Origin of the sequence: Clostridium boliviensis, assembly GCF_033342255.1 — a bacterium.
Lineage (GTDB): Bacteria > Bacillota > Clostridia > Lachnospirales > Lachnospiraceae > Lacrimispora > Lacrimispora boliviensis.
Window position 1 is genome coordinate 83,803 of record NZ_JAWONS010000133.1, and the last position, 19,959, is coordinate 103,761.

14 protein-coding genes are annotated in these 19,959 nt (G+C 42.7%); 11 read left to right on the plus strand and 3 right to left on the minus strand.

Going from position 1 to position 19,959, the window contains the following annotated elements:
• Positions 1-27 precede the first annotated feature (27 nt).
• On the minus strand, positions 28-768 hold the full coding sequence (locus RZO55_RS09435; RefSeq protein WP_318064022.1) for a response regulator transcription factor: 741 nt from the start codon (positions 766-768) through the stop codon (positions 28-30).
• Positions 765-2,606, minus strand: a complete 1,842-nt coding sequence (locus tag RZO55_RS09440; RefSeq protein ID WP_318064023.1) for a sensor histidine kinase — start codon at positions 2,604-2,606, stop codon at positions 765-767. Before RZO55_RS09440 ends, RZO55_RS09435 begins: the two co-directional genes overlap by 4 nt.
• Positions 2,607-2,755: 149 nt before the next feature.
• Here RZO55_RS09440 and RZO55_RS09445 point away from each other — a divergent pair, with 149 nt between their 5' ends.
• Genes RZO55_RS09445 through RZO55_RS09460 form a run of 4 tightly spaced genes read left to right on the plus strand, consistent with a single transcriptional unit; the run spans position 2,756 to position 8,301 of the window.
• Complete coding sequence (locus tag RZO55_RS09445) at positions 2,756-4,114, plus strand: ABC transporter substrate-binding protein (RefSeq protein ID WP_318064024.1); 1,359 nt, start codon at positions 2,756-2,758, stop codon at positions 4,112-4,114.
• A 35-nt stretch (positions 4,115-4,149) separates the two neighbouring features.
• Entirely contained in the window at positions 4,150-5,028 is an 879-nt protein-coding gene (locus RZO55_RS09450) for a carbohydrate ABC transporter permease (RefSeq protein WP_318064025.1), read from the plus strand.
• The gene (locus RZO55_RS09455) at positions 5,028-5,855 is read left to right on the plus strand and encodes a carbohydrate ABC transporter permease (protein ID WP_318064026.1); all 828 of its coding nucleotides are present in this window, start codon (positions 5,028-5,030) and stop codon (positions 5,853-5,855) included. The genes RZO55_RS09450 and RZO55_RS09455 overlap by 1 nt, the downstream gene beginning before the upstream one ends.
• Before the next feature lie 4 nt (positions 5,856-5,859).
• Positions 5,860-8,301, plus strand: a complete 2,442-nt coding sequence (locus tag RZO55_RS09460; RefSeq protein ID WP_318064027.1) for a glycoside hydrolase family 31 protein — start codon at positions 5,860-5,862, stop codon at positions 8,299-8,301.
• A gap of 56 nt (positions 8,302-8,357) precedes the next feature.
• Here RZO55_RS09460 and RZO55_RS09465 read toward each other — a convergent pair whose 3' ends face one another.
• Positions 8,358-8,792 carry a class I SAM-dependent methyltransferase gene (locus tag RZO55_RS09465; RefSeq protein WP_318064028.1) on the minus strand — a complete coding sequence of 145 codons (435 nt, stop codon included), beginning with the start codon at positions 8,790-8,792 and terminating at the stop codon, positions 8,358-8,360.
• Positions 8,793-9,226: 434 nt separating this feature from the next.
• Between RZO55_RS09465 and licT the strand changes: the two genes are divergently transcribed.
• The 7 genes from licT to RZO55_RS09500 all read left to right on the plus strand — a co-directional run bounded on the left by licT (position 9,227) and on the right by RZO55_RS09500 (position 19,839).
• Positions 9,227-10,066, plus strand: coding sequence for a BglG family transcription antiterminator LicT (gene licT, locus RZO55_RS09470; protein ID WP_318064029.1), 840 nt, complete (start codon positions 9,227-9,229; stop codon positions 10,064-10,066).
• Positions 10,067-10,256: 190 nt separating this feature from the next.
• A complete protein-coding gene (locus RZO55_RS09475; protein ID WP_318064030.1) occupies positions 10,257-12,128 on the plus strand; it encodes a beta-glucoside-specific PTS transporter subunit IIABC in 1,872 nt (623 codons plus the stop codon).
• An 18-nt stretch (positions 12,129-12,146) separates the two neighbouring features.
• Complete coding sequence (locus tag RZO55_RS09480) at positions 12,147-13,586, plus strand: glycoside hydrolase family 1 protein (RefSeq protein WP_318064031.1); 1,440 nt, start codon at positions 12,147-12,149, stop codon at positions 13,584-13,586.
• Positions 13,587-13,607: 21 nt separating this feature from the next.
• Positions 13,608-15,350, plus strand: coding sequence for a carboxylesterase family protein (locus RZO55_RS09485; protein ID WP_318064032.1), 1,743 nt, complete (start codon positions 13,608-13,610; stop codon positions 15,348-15,350).
• A 189-nt stretch (positions 15,351-15,539) separates the two neighbouring features.
• A complete protein-coding gene (locus tag RZO55_RS09490; RefSeq protein ID WP_318064033.1) occupies positions 15,540-17,165 on the plus strand; it encodes a response regulator transcription factor in 1,626 nt (541 codons plus the stop codon).
• Complete coding sequence (locus RZO55_RS09495; RefSeq protein WP_318064034.1) at positions 17,149-18,591, plus strand: sensor histidine kinase; 1,443 nt, start codon at positions 17,149-17,151, stop codon at positions 18,589-18,591. The genes RZO55_RS09490 and RZO55_RS09495 overlap by 17 nt, the downstream gene beginning before the upstream one ends.
• A gap of 162 nt (positions 18,592-18,753) precedes the next feature.
• Positions 18,754-19,839, plus strand: a complete 1,086-nt coding sequence (locus RZO55_RS09500; RefSeq protein ID WP_318064035.1) for an ABC transporter substrate-binding protein — start codon at positions 18,754-18,756, stop codon at positions 19,837-19,839.
• Positions 19,840-19,959 lie beyond the last annotated feature (120 nt).

The window sequence follows — 19,959 nt, forward strand, 5'->3', positions numbered from 1 at the left end:
GTAGGGCGGGAAAACAGCCTTTTTACATTATTCATTTCTGTATTCACTGGGACTGATGCCGTAAACATGTTTAAAAGTTTTGCTGAAATGGAATGGGTCAAGATAACCAGTGAGCTGACTTACATCGGCTATGGATAATTCGGGATTACGCAGAAGCTGCCTGGCAATATTGAGTCTGTAATTTCTTAAATATTTGGAAGGCGTAATATCTGTGTATTTGAAAAATATTTTGCTCAGATAGGGTACCGAGAATCCGAATTCAGAGGCCAGTGTGGTAAAATCAATCTGAGTTTCATAGTTTTTGTGAATATATTCCTTTATCAGTTCTACGATTTCTTTTGCTCTGTTTGAGGAGTGAAGCAGGGTGACCGAATCAAACCGGTCCTGGGTCGCCAGGAGTTTTGTTTCCAGTGCAGCCAGAGTCTTTTCCAATTCATCATAGTTTACAGGTTTCAGCAAATAATTGCTTACATCATATTGGAGAGCCTCTTTTGCGTATTCAAAATCCGTGTAACCGCTGATGATAACGCACAGAATAAAGGGGTACTTTTCATGGATATTCCTGGCCAGCTCGAGTCCATCCATCTCCGGCATCCGAATGTCCGTGAAAATCACATTAGGCGGATTCTCTTTGACCATATTCAGTCCCTCAAGGCCGTTTACAGCAATTGCTGTCACCTCAAAAGCGGGATTTAGCTGCTCAATTCTTCTGGCTATGTTCCTGGCGATTAAGGCTTCGTCTTCTACAATTAAAACAGAATATTTCAAGTAATCATACCTCCTATTACAACGATTGCACCATGAGGCACATTGTTGCTCAGCTTAAATATATGGTTTCCGCGATATAGAATTTTAAATCGAATATAAATATTCATCAACCCCATACCGTCTATTTCCAGATTTGGCAGGACGCCGTTTTTCTCGATTAAATCTATCTGGTTTTTCAGCTTTTCCAGGTCTTCATTTGAAAAGCCAGGACCGTTGTCACGGATCTGCAGCTCCCAGTAGGTGCTTGTCATGATACCCAGGATTTTCACATTCCAGGGGGGACTTGATCTGGTGGAGTATTTAATAGCATTCTCTACGATCAGCTGAAGGCAGAGCTTTGGAAGCCGGACCTGATGCATTTTCTCCGGTATGTCGAATTGGAATTGAAGAGATTCACAGTATCTCACTTTCATGCATTCCAGATAGTCACGGGTATGGTTAAGTTCATCCGCTAACAGGACCATCTGTTCACTATCAGAGGAAATATAACGCAGGATTCTGGAAATAGTCTGACACATGAGAATGATCTCGCTGTTCATGTTTTCGTCGGCCATGGCCTGAATGGTTGCCAGTGAGTTATAAAGAAAATGGGGATTCATCTGGGCTTGCAGTGCCAGCATTCTCGACTGCATGTCACTGTTTTGAAGCTGCAGCTCCCGTTCCATTGATTTTCTTGCCTGTCTTTGCATCTTCAGGAAAGCCTGGTATAGGGTATTCACCTCTGTAATGCCAATTTCTATATCTTCAAATTCCACATTTTTTTCTTCTCCAGTGAGCTGGAATGCCCTCACCTGATGATAGATCTTATAGAGCGGGGTGGCAATTCTGCGTGAGATCAGATAGGAGACCATAATGGTTATAAGCATGACGGAAAACAGAAGAATTAAGGCAGTAATCAGATATTGATAGACTGGCTGCATCAGCATACGGTTATCTATCACAAGAGCTGTGGTAAAACCGGTATAGTCAGATGAGGAAAAGATCAGGTATTTGTTTTCCTGCTTTAAAAAGATCGGGTCAGATCCGGAGCCTTTTGAGGGAATATCTTTGTGAGCCCGGATCAGTTCATAATAGTTTACGGATGTATTGAGATCCCCGGTCTGATAGATGGTTTTTCCTTCCGGGTTGAAGATGTAAACATGTTCTTTATACGGGCTGCTAAAGGTATTTACTGCACCTGAGATACTTTTAAAGGATTTTTTAACCTCTACAATTCCCTGGGGTATATTAAGAGGGCTGTAATACATGCGGCAGAGCGATACGAAGAAGTTATCACCGGAATAGGAATAAAAGCGGCCCAGGGTATCGTCCTTATCGCAGTAAATAAATTTCTTCCCCTTTGCCTGTATCACCTGACTGCACCAGTCTTTTTCCGTCACCCGTTCCTTTGATGAAGTATTATCAAGCCCTACGCCGAATTTACCGTAATCAAGGGAATAGAGGTAGGTCTGGTCAGCCGGAGAGTTGGGGCCGATCATAGCGATAATAAGGTCAAACAGGATCTTGGTATTATTAATGTTTTCGTAGATTTCATCGGAGCTTAAGGCATTGTCCTGGTAATTTATGTACACCCCGAATTTTTCTTTGATGAGATTGGAGTAAATAATATTCTGGGATACGGTATCCAGATCGTGGATAACGGAATCAAAGCTGCCCATGATCATGGCAGCATTATTTTGAAGAGAGGAAAAGGCATTAACTTTAATTTTTCCTGTTTCATTGATAACGGTATGTGCTGTAAATGACAGAATGACAGTTATGAACAAAGCTGTATAGGGAAGAAATAGTGTTGTCATTATGCTTTTCTTTTTTGCTCTCTTTGCTGTAAATATCGCCATTTTACACCTTCTCTTTCAGCAACTCTGCCCTTTGGTTAAAAATATACATGAAAACCATTCAAAATGTTCATTCAAAAATGTATATAATACACTATATAATACAGATAACATGATAAAAGTCAACAATAAATTTTGGGGAGGTATTTTTTATGAAGTTAAAAAAACTAGCAGCAATAGGTCTTGTTTTGACCGCAGTCCTTGCATTTTCCGGCTGTGCGAAAGAGGATAATGCTTCGCAAAAAAGTAATACGGCGGGGGAAAGCACTTCGGCAGAGGCTAAGACCTCGGAAGCATCGGGAAAAAGCAGTGTGACGCTGTCCTTTATGGCAAGTCAGGACTGGATTCAGGATGCTGAAATTGAGCTGTCCAAAAAATTTACAGAAGAAACTGGAATTAAGGTTGATTATCAGATTATACCTTCCGACCAGTATGTGAATCTTCTGATGACAAAACTAAACACTGGGGAGTGTACGGACATCTTTGGGGCACAGAGCGGTAAATTTGATATAAAAGCTCAGATTAATGTGGAGAAAAATGCAGTTGATCTGTCAAAAACATCCTGGGGCAGTCAGGTGGAACCTTTGGTTGCGGACCAGCTTTCCGTAGATGGAAAACTGTATGGTCAGCCAATCCAGGACGTATCATCTGTCTGGGCGATTGGCTATAACAAACAGATTTTTAAAAAGCTCAATCTGGAAATACCGAAGGATTATGAAAGCTTTAAAAAGGCCTGCGATTCAATTAAGGCCGCAGGAATAACTCCCGTTTATGAGTGTGTGTCAGATGGATGGCATCATACACTCTGGCTTCCGGAAACAGGAGTTCAGGCAGAGACTAAGGATCCTGGCATTGTTGACAAATGGAACAGTAATGAAGCTGCCTTTGAAGGGAATGAAACATTAATGACTATTTTAAGCCAGATGAACGACATGGTTTTAGAAGGCTACTGGGGAGAAGACTATATGTCCAATACCTACGCAGATTCAGCTAAAAACATCGCATCAGGCCAATTTGCAATGACAATTGCAAATCAGGGGTTTGGAGTTGAAGTTAATAAGGTTAATCCTGAAATTGAAGTGGATGATATTGGTTATTTTGTAATTCCGCTGGCTGACAACCAGACATTAAACGTGAATCCGGCAGGCCCTGCAAGATTCATATTCAGCGGTTCTAAGCACGCAGCAGAAGCTCGGCAATATTTAGATTTCTTAGCCAGGGAAGAAAATCTTAAGTACCTCACTGAAAATGTAGGCAAATTCAATAAATTGCCCTTTAACAATGCTCCCAGCATGTATACAGAAACAATTCAGGATTTTTACAACCGGTATGACAAAAAGGGAACTGTAATTCAGACAGCTGTAAAATATGTAAATCCACAATGGAGTGAAATGGGAGCTAACCTATCTGCTATGATCGTTGGGGAAATGACTCCAAAGGAAGTGCTGGCTTCCATTGATGAAGTGAGAACCCAGCAGGCAAAGGCAGCAGGCGATCCGGCCTGGAAATGACAGCCTGAAAGATCAGTTGAAAGAGAGTGTATACTATGAATAGAAAAAAGATATATCCTACGTGGTTTGCGGCTGGAGCATTGCTCTTATATACAGTGTTATTCGTCCTTCCGGGAGTGATTGGAATTGGCTATTCCTTTACAGACTGGTCATCCTATTCAGATCAGCTGAAGTTTGTGGGGCTGGAGAATTTTAAGACTGTATTTTCGGCTGATGGAAATTATTTAAAGATCATGAAAAACACTCTGGTATTCACTCTTGGAACAACTGTAATAAAAAATTTACTGGGGCTTGTGCTTGCAGTTCTGCTTACGAAGTCCATTCGCTTATTGAATTTTCACAGGGGAGTCATGTTTATGCCTTCTGTGCTTTCAACCCTGATCCTCGGTATGATTTTCACCTCCATACTGAATCCGTCAACCGGGTTATTAAACACATTTCTCCGGGGAATCGGGCTTGGTATTCTTGCAAAACCCTGGCTTACAAGTCCGGCGTTCGCATTCAAATCGGTGATGGCGGTGGATATCTGGAGAGGGACCGGTTATATCATGACAATCCTGATTGCCGGAATCCTGTCTATATCATCGGATTATTATGAGGCCTGCAGCATTGACGGAGCTTCAGGCTGGCAGAAGTTCCGGTTTATCACGCTGCCGCTGCTTTTGCCCACTCTTGCAACAACCACTGTTTTAAATGTAATATACGGACTGAAGGTCTTTGACATGATTTATGCTTTAACAAACGGAGGCCCGGGTAAGGCGACAACGGAGGTTCTTTATACGGCTGTATTTAAAAAATTTGGTACTGGTCAATATGCCATTGGTACGGCTCTTTCCTCTGTTATGTTTTTGTTCATGGTGTTTATCGGATTCTTTATGATCCGCCTGATGACGAAAGACGAGGTGCAGGAATAATGAAAGCAAAAAAGAAAGCCGCTGCTGTTGCGCTAAATGCAGTGGCGTGGCTCATAACAGCAATCTGTCTTGTTCCCATGCTGCTGATATTATTAAATTCTTTGAAAGACAGTCTTGGGGCATCGGAGATGAATTTAAGGTTTCCGGCACTTCCTGTTCAGTGGAGCAATTTTCTTGTAGTGATTGAAAAAGGTAAGCTCCTCACATCGTTTATGAACAGCTGCATCTACTCTGTTTTAAGCGTTTTTCTTTGTACCGTACTTGCTGCCATGGCTTCTTATGTATTTTCAAGAAACAGGTCAAAATGGAACCGTTTTCTGTATCTGTACATGGTGCTTGGAATTACCATGCCAGTTAATTATGTGGCATTGACAAAAGTGATGATGTTACTTAAACTGAATAATACAAGGCTGGGTATCGTCCTTTTGTATACGGCTATGCAGCTGCCGTTTTCGGTATTCCTGATACATGGGTTTGTGGCAAAGCTTCCGGCTGAGCTTGATGAAGCAGCAGTCATCGATGGCTGCTCTCCGGTCAGATTGTTTGTTTCAGTAATTCTTCCGCTGCTGAAGCCTGCCATTGCCACGGTAATTGTGCTGACCTTTTTAAATACCTGGAATGAATTTGTTTCTCCGCTGTATTTTTTAAGCAGTTCTTCGAAATGGCCGATGACCTTATCCGTATATAATTTTTTTGGTATGTATTTTAAAGACTGGAATCTGGTTTGTGCAGATATTTTGCTGACCAGCCTTCCGGTAATCCTGGTGTATCTGCTGGGACAGAAATATATTGTTTCCGGTATGACTGCCGGAGCGGTGAAAGGATAACGTTATGTCAGATAATAATAGCAGACCGGTTGTCATAGAGTTAGGGGAGCTGACCCTGACTTACAGAGTGGTTACATCAAATATCATCCATTGCAGCTGCAGTAAAGACAGAAAGAAACCGTTAATCTCTCCTCTGGGAATTAAACGGAAGGAGCAGGGAAAACTGGAGTGCCGGAATATGCAGGCGGCTCATTATATTGGAAATGAAAGGTTGAATGCAGAGGTTGACATAAGGTCTGGAGCGGTGCGCTGGACTCATGGGGAAACAGGAAGGCTGCTGTTTGAAGAAGCAGGAAGGGAACTGGAGGAGATACCGGTCTACCATTATACTTCAAACGGGGAGAGCCTCGATGTACAACGGGTGAAGACGGTAGACGGAGAACGGAATTTTATTCAGAATCTGGTCCGTCAGAAGGTGAGGACTGCTTACAGGGGAAAACTGTATTTTAACTGGCAGGAGAACGAACGGATTCATGGGTTGGGACAGGGAGAGGAAGGAATCTATAATTATAGAGGAACGACCCAGTATCTGTACCAGCATAATATGAGAACTCCGATGCCGGTTGTAATTTCAGACCGTGGATACGGGATATTGTTCGACTGCGGTTCGCTGATGACATTCAATGATGATTCCAGGGGTTCTTATGTGTATTTTGATACGGTGGATCAGCTCTCCTACTATATTATACAGGGAGATAATCTGGATGAAATAATCTCCGGCGTGAGAAGACTGACCGGTCATGCCCCCATGCTGCCCAAGTGGTCTTTTGGGTATATACAGTCAAAGGAGGCTTATCATACCCAGGAAGAACTCCTCTGCGTGGTAAACGAATACAGGAAGAGGGAAATTCCAATTGACGGGATTGTACAGGACTGGAATACCTGGGAGGATGGAAAATGGGGGAATAAAATACTGGATAAGTCCCGTTATCCGGATTTTACCGCAGCAGTAAGTGAACTGCACAGGAAACATACTCACATAATGGTATCCGTATGGCCCAATATGAGCTCTCAGGGAGAAAATTATGAGGAATTTTTAAGTGAAAACCTGCTTTTAAATGATAATTCCACTTATGATGCGTTTAATCCGGAAGCAAGAGAGGTATATTGGAGCCAGCTCGAACAGGAACTTTTTTCGGCAGGTGTGGATGCGTGGTGGTGTGATTCCACAGAGCCGTTTTCCGGACCTGACTGGAATGGAAGTTATAGAAGGGAGCCGTGGGAAAGGTATTTGCTTGTGGGAGAAGAACATAAGAAATACTTAGATCCCGGAACAGCTAATTTATACGGTGCGGTACATGCCAGAGGAATCTATGAAAATCAGAGAAAGCACTGCAGGGATAAGCGGGTCTTAAATCTCACACGCTCCGGCTATGCAGGTTCTCAGGCATATGGGACGGTTCTCTGGTCGGGAGATATCTGTGCAACCTGGGAAACATTACAAAAGCAGATCCCGGAAGGCTTGAATTTATGCATGAGCGGGCACCCTTACTGGACTCTGGATGCAGGTGGTTTCTTTGTCGTTAAGGACAATTGGAAGAAACGTGGCTGCGGCTGCCAGAATGATCCGGAGCCCAAATGGTTCTGGCAGGGTGGTTATGAGCTGGGAACAGAAGATGCAGCATACCGGGAACTTTATGTAAGATGGCTCCAGTTTAGTGCATTTCTTCCCATGTTCCGTTCCCATGGAACTGATACTCCAAGAGAGATCTGGAAATTCGGAGAGCCTGGAACCATGTTTTACGATGCACTGGAGCAATGCATTCGTATGAGGTACCGGCTTTTACCATATACCTATTCTCTTGCAGGAAAGGTGATGCTGCATGATTATACCATGTTCCGCAGCCTGCTGTTTGATTTTCCGTATGATGAAACTGCCTGTGAATTGGGTTCCCAGTTCATGTATGGGGACTCCCTGTTAGTTTGCCCTGTAACAGAACCGATGTATTATGAGCCGGAAAACTGCAGCTTAGAGAAAAAGAAACAGTGGAACTGCTATCTCCCCTCTGGTTTTTGCTGGTATGATTTTCAGACAGATGAAAAATACGAAGGCGGACAGTGGGTAACAGTGAATGCAGCCATTGACCGTATACCTGTATTTGTGCGGGAAGGTGCAATTGTTCCCATGGAGCAGGGACTTCAATATACAGAAGAATCTGTGGATACCCCATTTGAATTCCATATATATGACGGAAAAGATGGATTTTTTGAATTGTATGAGGATGCAGGAGATGGGTATGAATATGAAAGTGGAAAGTATAACATGATTCCGGTTTCCTGGAATAATACTGAGAAAGAGCTGAGTTTCGGTGAAAGCAGTCATGTATTTTCCCAGTCCATAACCAGACGTACCTGTGTAATATATACTGCCTCCGGAAGAACTAAGACGTTTTCTTATAATGGGAAAGCGTTGAGAATAAAGCTTGAAGATGCGGGTCAGGAATAATGATAACCGGAGAAATGTACCAGTGTCATGGTGCATTTTTCCGGTTTTTAACAGTTTTATTGTTTAACCGAATATACCATCAGCTGAAGCTCTTTTAGCGTTTCTGGTTTTCCAAAGTAATTAGAATAAGTCTGTTTAATCACCATATTTCGTTCCTTTAAGATTCCTTCCAATTCCTTATGGGAATAAAGACGGATGGGATCGCCTAAAATAATTTCCGGCTTGACGAAAGGATCACCATAAGGGAGGGGTTTACCGCCGTAAAGCATGATCTTTTCCTTGCTGTTCCACTCAAACAGCGAGAGAGAAAGAGTAGTTTCTCCTGCTTCCCAGCCGGTTGCCGGAAAATGTGATTCTGCATATTCCGCATTGCATATATCCATAAAATGTTTTCCCCCAGGCTTTAATGCACTCGCTATTACATCAAAGATCTTTAAGTTCTCTTCCTCGTTTTCCAGATAACCAATCGCGCCGTCCGCTAAGTTTAACACAGCATCGAATTCCTGATCAAATTTAAGATCACCCAGGATTGGTTCTTAATATCAAGGCTCCATATAGTTTTATACCAGTTTGATTCTTTTGCTATCATTTTCGTATCCTCCAATTATTGATTGCCGGCATTATTTATTTTAAACGAATTAAACAAAAAACTGTAGACTTGAATTGAAAAATATGGTACGATTGATAATAGAGTGCGACCATGTGCAAAGTACTTGTTTTGTGCAAATTCGACAAAAATACAGTATATGTTTATCGGATTTGTATATAGATCTCCATAGATTTACATGGTATACTGTACTTAGAAAATAGATGTGTAGTTTGTGACTGGTAAAGCAGGCAAGATCTACAGGGTTGATATCACATGTTAGTGGAATGTGATAAGTGGTCCTTGTAGCTTGTCTATTTTTTTTATCTGAAGGGGCTTATGAAGATAGAGAAGGTTCTGAATAATAATATGGTATTAACTTATAATACTGAAGGAAAAGAAATCATACTGAAAGGGAAAGCCATCGGTTTTGGAAAGAAAAAAGGCGATGAGGTGGACCACAAACTGGTAGAGCGGGTTTTTATTCAGAATGATAAGCGTGACGCCCGTCATTTTGAAGAATATTTTGCCAAGCTTCCTCAGGAATACTGGGAGATCAGCGAGCAGACTGCTGATTTTGCCAAGAGTGAGTTTGGAATGCAGCTGGATACCAGGATTATACTGACAATTTGTGATCATATTGCAGGTGCAGTTGAGCGTTATAAAGAAGGAGTTATTCTTCGTAATGCCATGCTCTGGGAAGGCAAACGTTTCTATCCCAGTGAATTTAAGGTTGGTCAGTATGCGGTTGATTTAATCCGGAGAAGACTTAATATTTCCATGGAAGAGGATGAAGCCATGTTTCTGGCGTTCCACTTTGTCTATGGTCAGAACAACAGACAGGAATCTGACAATCTGGAATTAATTACGGGAATTATCCGGGATATTGTGGATATTGTTGAAGCTGCTTATCAGGTTAAATTAAATACGGAAACCTGGGATTACCGGCGTTTCGTAACACACATTCGATTTTTTGCCCAGCGCATGCTGCAGAACAAGCAATATGAAACCACAGATGATGAATGGTATCAGCTTTTAAAGAACAAATACCGTAAATCATACAACTGTATTGTTAAAATTGCGGATTATATCCATGACCGGTACTATTATGAAATGGACCGGGAAGAGATGATGTATCTGATGATTCACATAGAAAAAGTAACGAGAGAACTGATTTAAAACAGAGAGTTGGGATTGTTACCGGACCGGAAGGTCTGGGCAGGACCCTGCACATAAGCAACTGCTAGTAAAAAAAGCAGTTTGCTTTTGGCAGGGTCTTTTTTATTCTTTTATAGAATGTTAAGGCGTCCAAAACGGATACTTTTTCAGATAAATTAGAAAAATAACCTTATAAAAGGGGGAAAATTTTATGGCAGTAAATTATGCGAAAACCGCCGAAACAATCTTAGAAAAAGTTGGCGGAGAAAAAAATGTATCAGGATTGACACACTGTATGACTCGTCTGCGGTTTGTATTGAAAGATTCAGCAATTCCTAAGGACGCGGAAGTGGAGAAAATTCCGGGAGTCATCCGGGTAATACGCCAGGGCGGACAGTATCAGGTAGTAATAGGAAATGAAGTCAGCAATGTTTACAAAGAAATGTTAAAAATGGGGCATTTTGAAGAAAGCACAGGCTCATCAGAAGGCGGTTCCAAGGAGAACTTATTTTCAAGACTTTCCGGTTTTGTTGCTGGCTGTATGACACCATTGCTTCCTGCCATGCTTGGCTGTGGTATGATTAAGGTAGTTCTGACACTTCTTACTACATTTAGTCTGATTGACAGCACAGGCAGCACTTATGTGATTTTAAATGCAGCAGGAGATGCATTCTTCTACTATATGCCGATACTGCTTGCTATGACAACTGCTAAGCGTCTGGGTTCTAATATTTACCTTGCGATGGTAGTTGCGGCATTAATGATTCATCCAGACATTACAGGACTTTTGGGACAGGGAAATACCACCTATTTCGGACTGCCGGTAACAGCAGCTTCTTATCCATCCTCCGTGCTGCCGGTACTTCTGATTGTACCGCTTATGGGTTACGTGGAGAGGTTTGCAGATAAAGTCTGCCCAAGCCTGGTCAAGGTATTTATGAAGCCTTTACTGGTAATTTTTATTACGATTCCTATAGCTCTCATTGTAGTTGGACCAATCGGAAGCATTCTTGGAAATTATCTGGCTTCTGGTATTAATTTATTATACAGTCAGGCTGGCTGGCTGGCAATTATGATACTTTCTGCCGGTATGCCGTTTATCGTAATGACAGGCATGCATTATGCATTACTTCCCATTGCGTTAACGGGTCTTTCAAGTCTGGGATTTGATGCAATCTTAATTATTACCATGTTCTGTTCTAACTTAGCACAGGGCGGTGCATCTTTAGCAGTTGCAGTACGCACGAAAGACAAAGACGCAAGATCTACAGCATCTGCATCAGGCATTTCTGCAATTATAGCTGGTGTAACAGAACCCGCTATGTATGGTGTTACATTAAAATATAAGACTCCAATGATCGCTGCTGTAATCGGTGCCGGTGCAGCAGGTCTTTATGCAGGAATCACGAATCTGGTAGCTTATTCCATGGGAGGATCTCCATCCGGATTATCTTTAATTCAGATGATCGGCGGAACAGGATTTGGCAACTTATTAAACGGTGTGGTAGCTCTTGTTATATCACTGGCTGTTTCCTTTGTTATGACCTTAGTTCTTTATAAGCCGGAAGTAAAGGAAGAATCACCAGAAGAAATCGTCGAAGTTCCTGTTCAGGAGAAGAGGACACTGGTAGAAACAATTGAACTGATAAGCCCTTTAAGCGGAGATGTAATTCCGTTGAGTCAGGTAGAGGATGCGGTTTTTGCCGGTGGAGTTTTAGGAGAAGGTCTGGCAATCATACCTTCTGAAGGAAAAGTATATGCTCCTGCTGATGGGGTAATCAGTGCAGTTGTCGATTCCAAACATGCAGTAGGAATTACCACAGATACAGGAGTTGAAATTCTGATTCATGTAGGCCTTGATACCGTTCAGCTGGGAGGGGAAGGATTCACACTTCACTGTAAGGCTGGAGATAAAGTGAAAAAAGGCAGTCTTCTGCTGGAATTTGATATGAATAAAATTAAAGAAGCTGGTTTTCCGGTTACCACTCCGGTTCTGGTTTCCAATATGGTAAATTTTATAAGCCTGAAGACCACTGATAAAAAACAGGTAAAAGCAGGTGAAACTTTATTAACAATTGTCTAATAATGAATGAGGTGTAAGATGTCTATATTTTCTGATAATTTTTTGTGGGGAGGCGCAGTAGCAGCCAATCAGTGCGAGGGTGCCTGGGATGCAGATGGAAAGGGAATTTCCGCTTCCGATGTATGTACCGGAGGTTCCCATACAAGATCCAAGCGGATCACAAGAACCTTAGAGCCTGACACCTTCTACCCAAGCCATGAAGCCATTGATTTTTATCATCACTATAAAGAAGATATTGCTCTGTTTGCAGAGATGGGATTTAAAGTTTTTCGTTTCTCCATTGCCTGGACCAGGATTTTTCCTACAGGTATGGAGGAAACTCCAAACGAAGAAGGGCTTGCTTTCTATGACCGTGTGATTGATGAATGCAGAAGTCATAATATCGAGCCTCTCATCACCATATCTCATTATGAGATGCCATTTGCACTAACTGAAGAATACAACGGCTGGTCCTCCAGAGAATGCGTTGATCTGTTTGTAAAATATGCTGTGACACTGTTTAAGCGTTATAAAGGAAAGGTGAAGTACTGGCTGACTTTCAATGAAATTAATGCCGGAACAATGCCTATGGGAGGTTTCCTTTCTCTTGGCATTTTAAATGAGGGGACTACGGATTTCACCAATCAGATTGATAATCCTCAGCTTCGCTTCCAGGGTCTGCATCATCAGTTTGTTGCCAGCGCTCTGGCCGTGAAGGCAGGCCATGAAATTGATCCTGACTGTAAAATCGGCTGTATGATCTGCCACATTACCACCTATCCAATGACCTGCAATCCTGATGATATTCTGGAAGCTCAAAAGAGAAATCAGATCTTAAACCAGTTTTGCGGCGATGTTCAGGTGCGTGGTGAGTATCCCAGATTCATGGACCGTTATTTCAAAGAAAATGGTCTTGTGATTAAGATGGAACCAGGGGATTTAGAGATTATCAAAGAAGGCTGCGTGGATTATTATACCTTCAGTTACTATATGTCCAATTGCGCTTCTGCGGATCCGGAACTGGAGAAAACTTCCGGCAATTTAATGGGAGGAGCCAAAAACCCATACTTAGAATCAAGTGACTGGGGCTGGCAGATTGATCCCAAAGGTCTGCGTTATACATTAATCGAGCTTTATGGCCGCTATCAGATTCCGCTCATGGTTGTGGAAAATGGTCTGGGTGCTTATGATAAGAAGGAAGAAGACGGAAGCATTCAGGATGATTACAGGATCAGTTATTTAAAGAAACACATTGAGCAGATGCGTGAAGCTGTTGCAGACGGGGTGGATCTAATGGGTTATACTCCATGGGGCTGCATTGATCTGGTCAGTGCTTCCACAGGAGAAATGGCAAAACGATATGGTTTTATCTATGTTGAAAAATACGATGACGGAACTGGAGATCTGACCAGAAAGAAGAAAAAATCTTTTGACTGGTATAAGAAAGTAATTGAAACCAATGGAGAGGTATTAGAGTAATAAAACTGGGGAGTTTTTAATATGAAAAAAAGAGGTTTGGCAGCAGGACTTATTTTAATGTCAGCAGTTATGACCGCAGGCTGTGGAAATTCTGCAAAGACAGAAACAACAGCTGTACAGACAACGGCTGAGACGGCAGCAGTGGAAACGACCGCTGCTGCAGAGAGCACAAAAGAAGGGGGCGTAGTGGCTGCTACCACTTACGGTCCGGTAAAAGGAATTCAGGCTGGGGAGATCCTGACATGGTACGGAATTCCATACGGAAAGGCACCTGTGGGCGAACTAAGGTGGAAGGCACCTGCGGCTCCGGATGCGTGGACAGAGGAATTAGACTGTACAGAAGAATCAGAACAGGCAATTCAGCTTTCCGGAACTGAGGTAAAAGGAAGCGAGGACTGTTTAAAGCTTAACGTCTATGCAAAAGAAGGAAGCAAAAAGCTGCCTGTGCTGGTATTTATTCATGGCGGAAACAACCAGACAGGAAAGGCAGGTGAGATTCCCGGAGCTGACCTGGTAAAAAATGATAACTGCGTTTATGTGTCAGTCGATTATCGCCTTGGTTTATTGGGATTTAACTGCCTTCCCGCTCTGACAGACGGGGATAAAGGGACTGGAAACTTTGCCATGCTTGACATTGCATATGCGCTTGACTGGGTGAAGGATAACATCGAAGCATTTGGCGGTGATCCGGAGAATATAACCATATCCGGTTTCTCAGCAGGCGGCCGTGATGTAATGGCTATGTTAATCAGCCCTCAGTTTAAGGGAAAATTCCAGAAGGCAATTGCATTCAGCGGAGGTATGACTACTGCACCGGAAGATTTAAGTGCAAAGAAGATTGCAAAAGCGATCGCTCCGCTTGCTGTTGAGGATAAGAAGGCAGCAGATGAAGAGGCCGCTTATCAGTGGCTGTTGACAGATTCAGCTGATGTAAAGGAATATCTTACCTCTATTTCGGCTGAGCGGCTGGCACCTCTTATGGGAAATGCAGCAATTCGTATGAGTGTATTCCCTCATCTCTATGAGGATGGGGTGGTAATTCCGGAAAATGGCTTCGATACGGCTGAATACAACAGCGTGCCTCTTATGATGCTGACCGGAAGCTCTGAATTCTCTCTGTTCTGTCTGGGAGACGGTTTTTTTAAAAGTGATGATATGGCGGGATATTCTGAGGCAGAGGTGAATGCAGCCAAAGCATTTGCCAGTAAATACGGCAGCAATATGTACCGGATCTTCAATGCGCAGGAAAGCGCAGCAAAGATGTCAGAACACTACAGTTCTAATATTTATATCTGCCAGGTTAATTACGGAAGTGAACAGTCTTCCATTCGGGATTTAGGCGATTATGGCGCTTTTCATGGTATTTTTGTCCCTATGCTTTCCACAAAGCACAATTATCTGGAGTTCTTCCCTGATGCATTTAATAAGGAAGGCTATCAGGCTATGGCTAAGCAGTATAACAGCTATCTTGCAAACTTCTTAAAAGCAGGTGATCCCAATGGGGACGGACTGGCTGAATGGAGCAGCTGGACACCGGATAAGAAGGTCTCCATGGTATTTGATGGGACAGATACAGATGCAGTTGTGAAAGAAGCAGATGTTACTACTTCCTATCAGGACATTATGGCGGACATGGATCAGGACACCAGCGTTTCTGATGAAATAAAGGATAAAATGATAAAAAATGTTTTAAACGGACGTTGGTTCAGCAGGGCGCTTGATGAACATTACGGCAATCAGAGTCTTTGGAATGACGTAGAATAATGATTCAAAAAGGAGATTTGTAATTCCGGAAACCCGGGAGTTACGAATCTCTTTTTTTGTGGTAATATATGGGAAGAGGTATGTTTTTTTACGAATGATAATAAAGCAGCGGAAATTATTCTCTTATATTTCCAGAGAGGATTTTATATAATCGAATCATAGAAATACGGCTGACAGGGGGAATCAGACATGGTTAAGATATTTCTTGCAGAGGATGAAAAGATCGTCCGTGAAGGAATTAAGAATGGCATTGCCTGGGAAAAATATGGGTTTGAATTTGCAGGGGAGGCACCGGATGGAGAACTGGCCTATCCAATGATATTAAAGTCAAAACCGGACATATTGCTTACGGATATCCGTATGCCTTTTATGGATGGACTGGAACTGGCAGAGATGGCAAAACGGGCTCTGCCGGATATACATATCATGTTTTTCAGCGGATACGATGATTTTGAGTATGCCAAGCGGGCCATTAAGATCGGAGCTGCGGATTATCTGTTAAAGCCGGTGAGCAGCAGCCAGCTTCTGGAAGCACTGGAACGCATGAGCGAAACCATCATGCAGGAAAAGAGTGAAAAGGGCTATAAGCAGGAGTTTTTAAAGCAGCAGGAAGAAAGAAAGCAGATGGAACGGGACCGGCTGTTTGATATTATTGTGTCGGGAAAACTGAGTCTTCCTGAGCTGCTTAGAAAGGGGCAGGAGCATAATCTCTCATTATCTGCTCCTATGTATAATCTCATTTTGTTTCAGGCGAAGGGTGCGGAGAGTCAGGAGCAATATTCGGATGAGAGTGTACTCTTTGATAAACGACTGAAGGAAGAACTGGAGGGTAGAGCAGATATCGTCGGATTTAACCGTTTGTCGGAGGGATATGGTTTTCTGATTATGGGAGAAGCATCCGACATGGAGCGAAAGATGGCATATTATTCGGAGCTGCTGATACGGCTGGCAGAATCCTTTCCTGAGATGGAATACTTTGGAGGGACCGGAACGAGCGTCTGCAGGCTCAGTGAGATCCGCGCTTCATTTAAGGCAGCAAGCAGGGCGTATGCCTGCCGCTATATGCTGGACCGCAACCAGATTTTAACCGCAGAAGCTGCTGTGCGTATTCATAATGATACGGAAAACATCAGCTTAGAGGGGATAGATATTACAAAGCTAAGCCGCGATATTATACCTAACTTTTTAAAGAACGGATCGCTTCCTGAGGTTAAATACTTTGTTGAGGAATATATGGAGGCCTGCGGCAATAATATAAATTCGCTGATATTCAGACAGTACATACTGATGGATGTATATCTGGCAGTCATTGGCTTTGTAACTCAGCTGGGGTTTGAACCGGAGCAGGTTCTAAAGGAGTTTGGAGATGCCAAGACACTGCAGCCCTGTGTGAATTCCATGGAGTCTGCAGTAAAGTATACCAGGGAGATTCTAACTAAGGCGATCGGTTTTCGGACTACCTGTTCCCAGAAAAAGTACCGTCTGGTATTGGAAAAAGCGGTGGATTATATAGCGGCTCATTATCAGGATGAAGATATTTCCTTAAATGCGGTGGCATCGGCAGTGAATATCAGTCCCAATCATTTCAGCACCATATTCAGCCAGGAGATGGAAATTACATTTGTGGAGTATCTGACAAAGGTACGTATGGATTCAGCCAGGGAACTGCTTATGAATACGGATTTGAGAACTTCTGAGATCGGATATCAGGTAGGGTATAAGGATCCCCATTATTTCAGCTATCTGTTTAAGAAGATTCACGGAATCACGCCGAAGTCATATCGTTCAGGGGGAGAAAATGAAGTACAAAAGTGATTCGATAAAAACAAAATTAAAAACCATGCAGGCAATCGTATTCATCCCAGTCATTATTATGATTGGGATCTTGCTGTATACCATGGAGTGGCAGAATAAACAATACCGCCAAAGCATACAGAACTTAACCATGGCAACGGAATTTAATTTTGATTTTAAATCTAATATTGATTATAAGATGTACCGGATCGTTATCGGAGCCGATACCTTTGAGTCCTTAAACCCCTATGAGGATCTGGAAAATTCCAGAAAGATTTTTCTTGAGCTGAAAGATTCCACACCTCAGGAAACCAGCAAAAAGGGGCTGGACGGAATTGTTGTTTTAATTGGTATGCTGGAAAAGCGGATCAGGGATATTGAAGCAAGCAACATTATCGGAGACTATGACAGGAATATGGAGCGCCTTGACCAGGATATTTATGCAATCACAGATTTAATCCAGGAGTCCATGTCTGATTATATCTATAATGAGACAAAGACGCTGGAATCGGTGCGCCAGAAGCTGGATTCCCAGACAAGGCAGGTGATTGCTCTTTGTATTGTGATTGCTTCGTATCTGATTGTATTTTTAATTGCCTCTTTCTCCTCTTTTGGGAAAAGAATTACGAAACCCATTGAGGCCTTGTGTGAATATACCATGAAGCTGGCGGACGGAAATTTAGAGGTCAGCGCACCTAAGAGCAACATCCGGGAGATTAAGGTGCTGGGGGAACAGTATGACCAGATGGTGGTACGAATCGGGGAACTGATCCGTCATATTAAGGAAGAGCAGGAATTAAAACGAAAGACGGAGCTGAAGCTGCTTCAGGCTCAGATCAACCCTCATTTTCTTTATAATACCTTAGATACCATTGTCTGGCTGGCTGAGGGTAAGCAGCATCAGCAGGTTGTAGAGATGATTACCGCACTGTCTTCTTTTTTAAGAATTGGTCTGAACAATGGAAGGGATTTTATCACCATAAAAGAGGAAGCAGAACATATAAAAAGTTATCTTTTGATTCAGCATTTCCGTTATGAGGATATTATGGATTATGAAATTGATTTTGAAGAGCTGATCGGGGACTATTCCATATTAAAGCTTACTTTGCAGCCCATTGTGGAAAATGCACTCTACCATGGAATAAAAAACTGCAGAAAAAAAGGATTTTTACGAATCAGCGGAAGACAGGAAAAGGGAGATATTCTTTTACGTGTGGAGGACAACGGCATCGGTATGAAACCGGAAGAGGTAAAGAAGATGGAGCATCAGATTGCCGGAGGCAGCAAAGAAGATTCTCATGAAGGGGAAGGGTTTGGGATTGCTAATGTGGCAGAGAGGATCCGGTTGAATTTTGGTAATGCCTATGGGCTTACAGTTGAAAGCACGTACGGAGCAGGAACGGCTGTTACGGTGAGAATTCCTGCAGTGCTGTGGGAAAATAAATAAAATAATCAACTTTTATCCGAAAAAAATCAACTAAATTTTGGAAATTAAAGAAATGACGTAAAAAACTCAACCCTTTGCAAAAGATATTGCATTGAGAAATCGGGGGGCTGGGTCTATGATACATGTAGTTACTTTAAACGATTCTTATTGGAGGGAACGGATATGAAGAAAAGAGTTTTAAGCTTTCTGACAGCTGCGGTTATGACGGCAGCTATGGTATTATCCGGTTGCAGCGGATCACAGACAGCTGCGACTACAGCAGCTCCTGCTGAAACAAAAGCGGAGGCAGCAGCAGAGACAACAGCAGCTAAAACGGAAGCAGCCACAACGACTGCGGCACCTGCGGAGAAAAAAGAGATCGTGGTGGGATTCTCTCAGGTTGGTGCAGAATCTGACTGGAGAACGGCCAATACCGAGTCCATGAAATCAACGTTTACCGAAGCAAACGGTTATAAGCTGATTTTTGACGATGCACAGCAGAAACAGGAAAATCAGTTAAAGGCAGTCCGCAACTTTATACAGCAGGATGTTGACTATATCGTTATTGCACCGGTTACTGAGACCGGTTGGGATACCGTTTTACAGGAAGCTAAGGATGCAGGCATTCCGGTAATCATCGTTGACCGTATGATCAATGTATCTGATGATTCCTTATATACCGCATGGGTTGGCTCCAATTTCCTTCAGGAAGGTTATGATGCGGTTGCATGGCTGGATGAGTATTTAAAGAAGAATAACAGAGCGGATGATGACATCAATATTGTTACTCTTCAGGGTACCATCGGTTCTTCTGCACAGATCGGACGTACCAATGGTGTGGAAGAGAAGATGAAAGACCATCCGAAGTGGAAGATGTTAGAGCGTCAGACCGGAGAATTTACTCAGGCTAAAGGTCAGGAAGTTATGGAATCCTTCTTAAAGACTTATGACGACATTGATGTTGTAATTGCTGAAAACGACAATATGGCATTTGGTGCCATTGATGCCATTAAGGCTGCAGGAAAGACCTGCGGACCAAAGGGCGATATCATCATCATTTCCTTTGATGCAGTTGCTGCAGCATTTGACTCCATGATTGCTGGAGATATGAACGTATCTGTAGAGTGTAATCCTCTTCACGGTCCTCGTGTAGCTGAGATCATTCAGAAGCTGGAGAAGGGCGAAGAAGTTGATAAGATTGCATATGTAAAGGAAGGCGTATATCCGGCAGATACAGCCGAGGCTGAAAAACCAAAGAGACAGTATTAGTTGGTTGGGACTAAGGCGCTGAAAGCAGAATGATAGCCAGAGAAACAGGTGCAGGAATGGAGGACGGGGACAGTCCTCCTCCAGGCACCTTTTTTAATCTCCGAACGTGCAGTGAAAAGC

Bases quoted from the DNA above. Each gene is read 5' to 3' on its own strand.
- RZO55_RS09440 (WP_318064023.1), bottom strand. From the start codon at position 2,606: ATGGCGATATTTACAGCAAAGAGAGCAAAAAAGAAAAGCATAATGACA.
- RZO55_RS09445 (WP_318064024.1), top strand. From the start codon at position 2,756: ATGAAGTTAAAAAAACTAGCAGCAATAGGTCTTGTTTTGACCGCAGTC.
- RZO55_RS09450 (WP_318064025.1), top strand. From the start codon at position 4,150: ATGAATAGAAAAAAGATATATCCTACGTGGTTTGCGGCTGGAGCATTG.
- RZO55_RS09455 (WP_318064026.1), top strand. From the start codon at position 5,028: ATGAAAGCAAAAAAGAAAGCCGCTGCTGTTGCGCTAAATGCAGTGGCG.
- RZO55_RS09460 (WP_318064027.1), top strand. From the start codon at position 5,860: ATGTCAGATAATAATAGCAGACCGGTTGTCATAGAGTTAGGGGAGCTG.
- licT (WP_318064029.1), top strand. From the start codon at position 9,227: ATGAAGATAGAGAAGGTTCTGAATAATAATATGGTATTAACTTATAAT.
- RZO55_RS09475 (WP_318064030.1), top strand. From the start codon at position 10,257: ATGGCAGTAAATTATGCGAAAACCGCCGAAACAATCTTAGAAAAAGTT.
- RZO55_RS09480 (WP_318064031.1), top strand. From the start codon at position 12,147: ATGTCTATATTTTCTGATAATTTTTTGTGGGGAGGCGCAGTAGCAGCC.
- RZO55_RS09485 (WP_318064032.1), top strand. From the start codon at position 13,608: ATGAAAAAAAGAGGTTTGGCAGCAGGACTTATTTTAATGTCAGCAGTT.
- RZO55_RS09490 (WP_318064033.1), top strand. From the start codon at position 15,540: ATGGTTAAGATATTTCTTGCAGAGGATGAAAAGATCGTCCGTGAAGGA.
- RZO55_RS09495 (WP_318064034.1), top strand. From the start codon at position 17,149: ATGAAGTACAAAAGTGATTCGATAAAAACAAAATTAAAAACCATGCAG.
- RZO55_RS09500 (WP_318064035.1), top strand. From the start codon at position 18,754: ATGAAGAAAAGAGTTTTAAGCTTTCTGACAGCTGCGGTTATGACGGCA.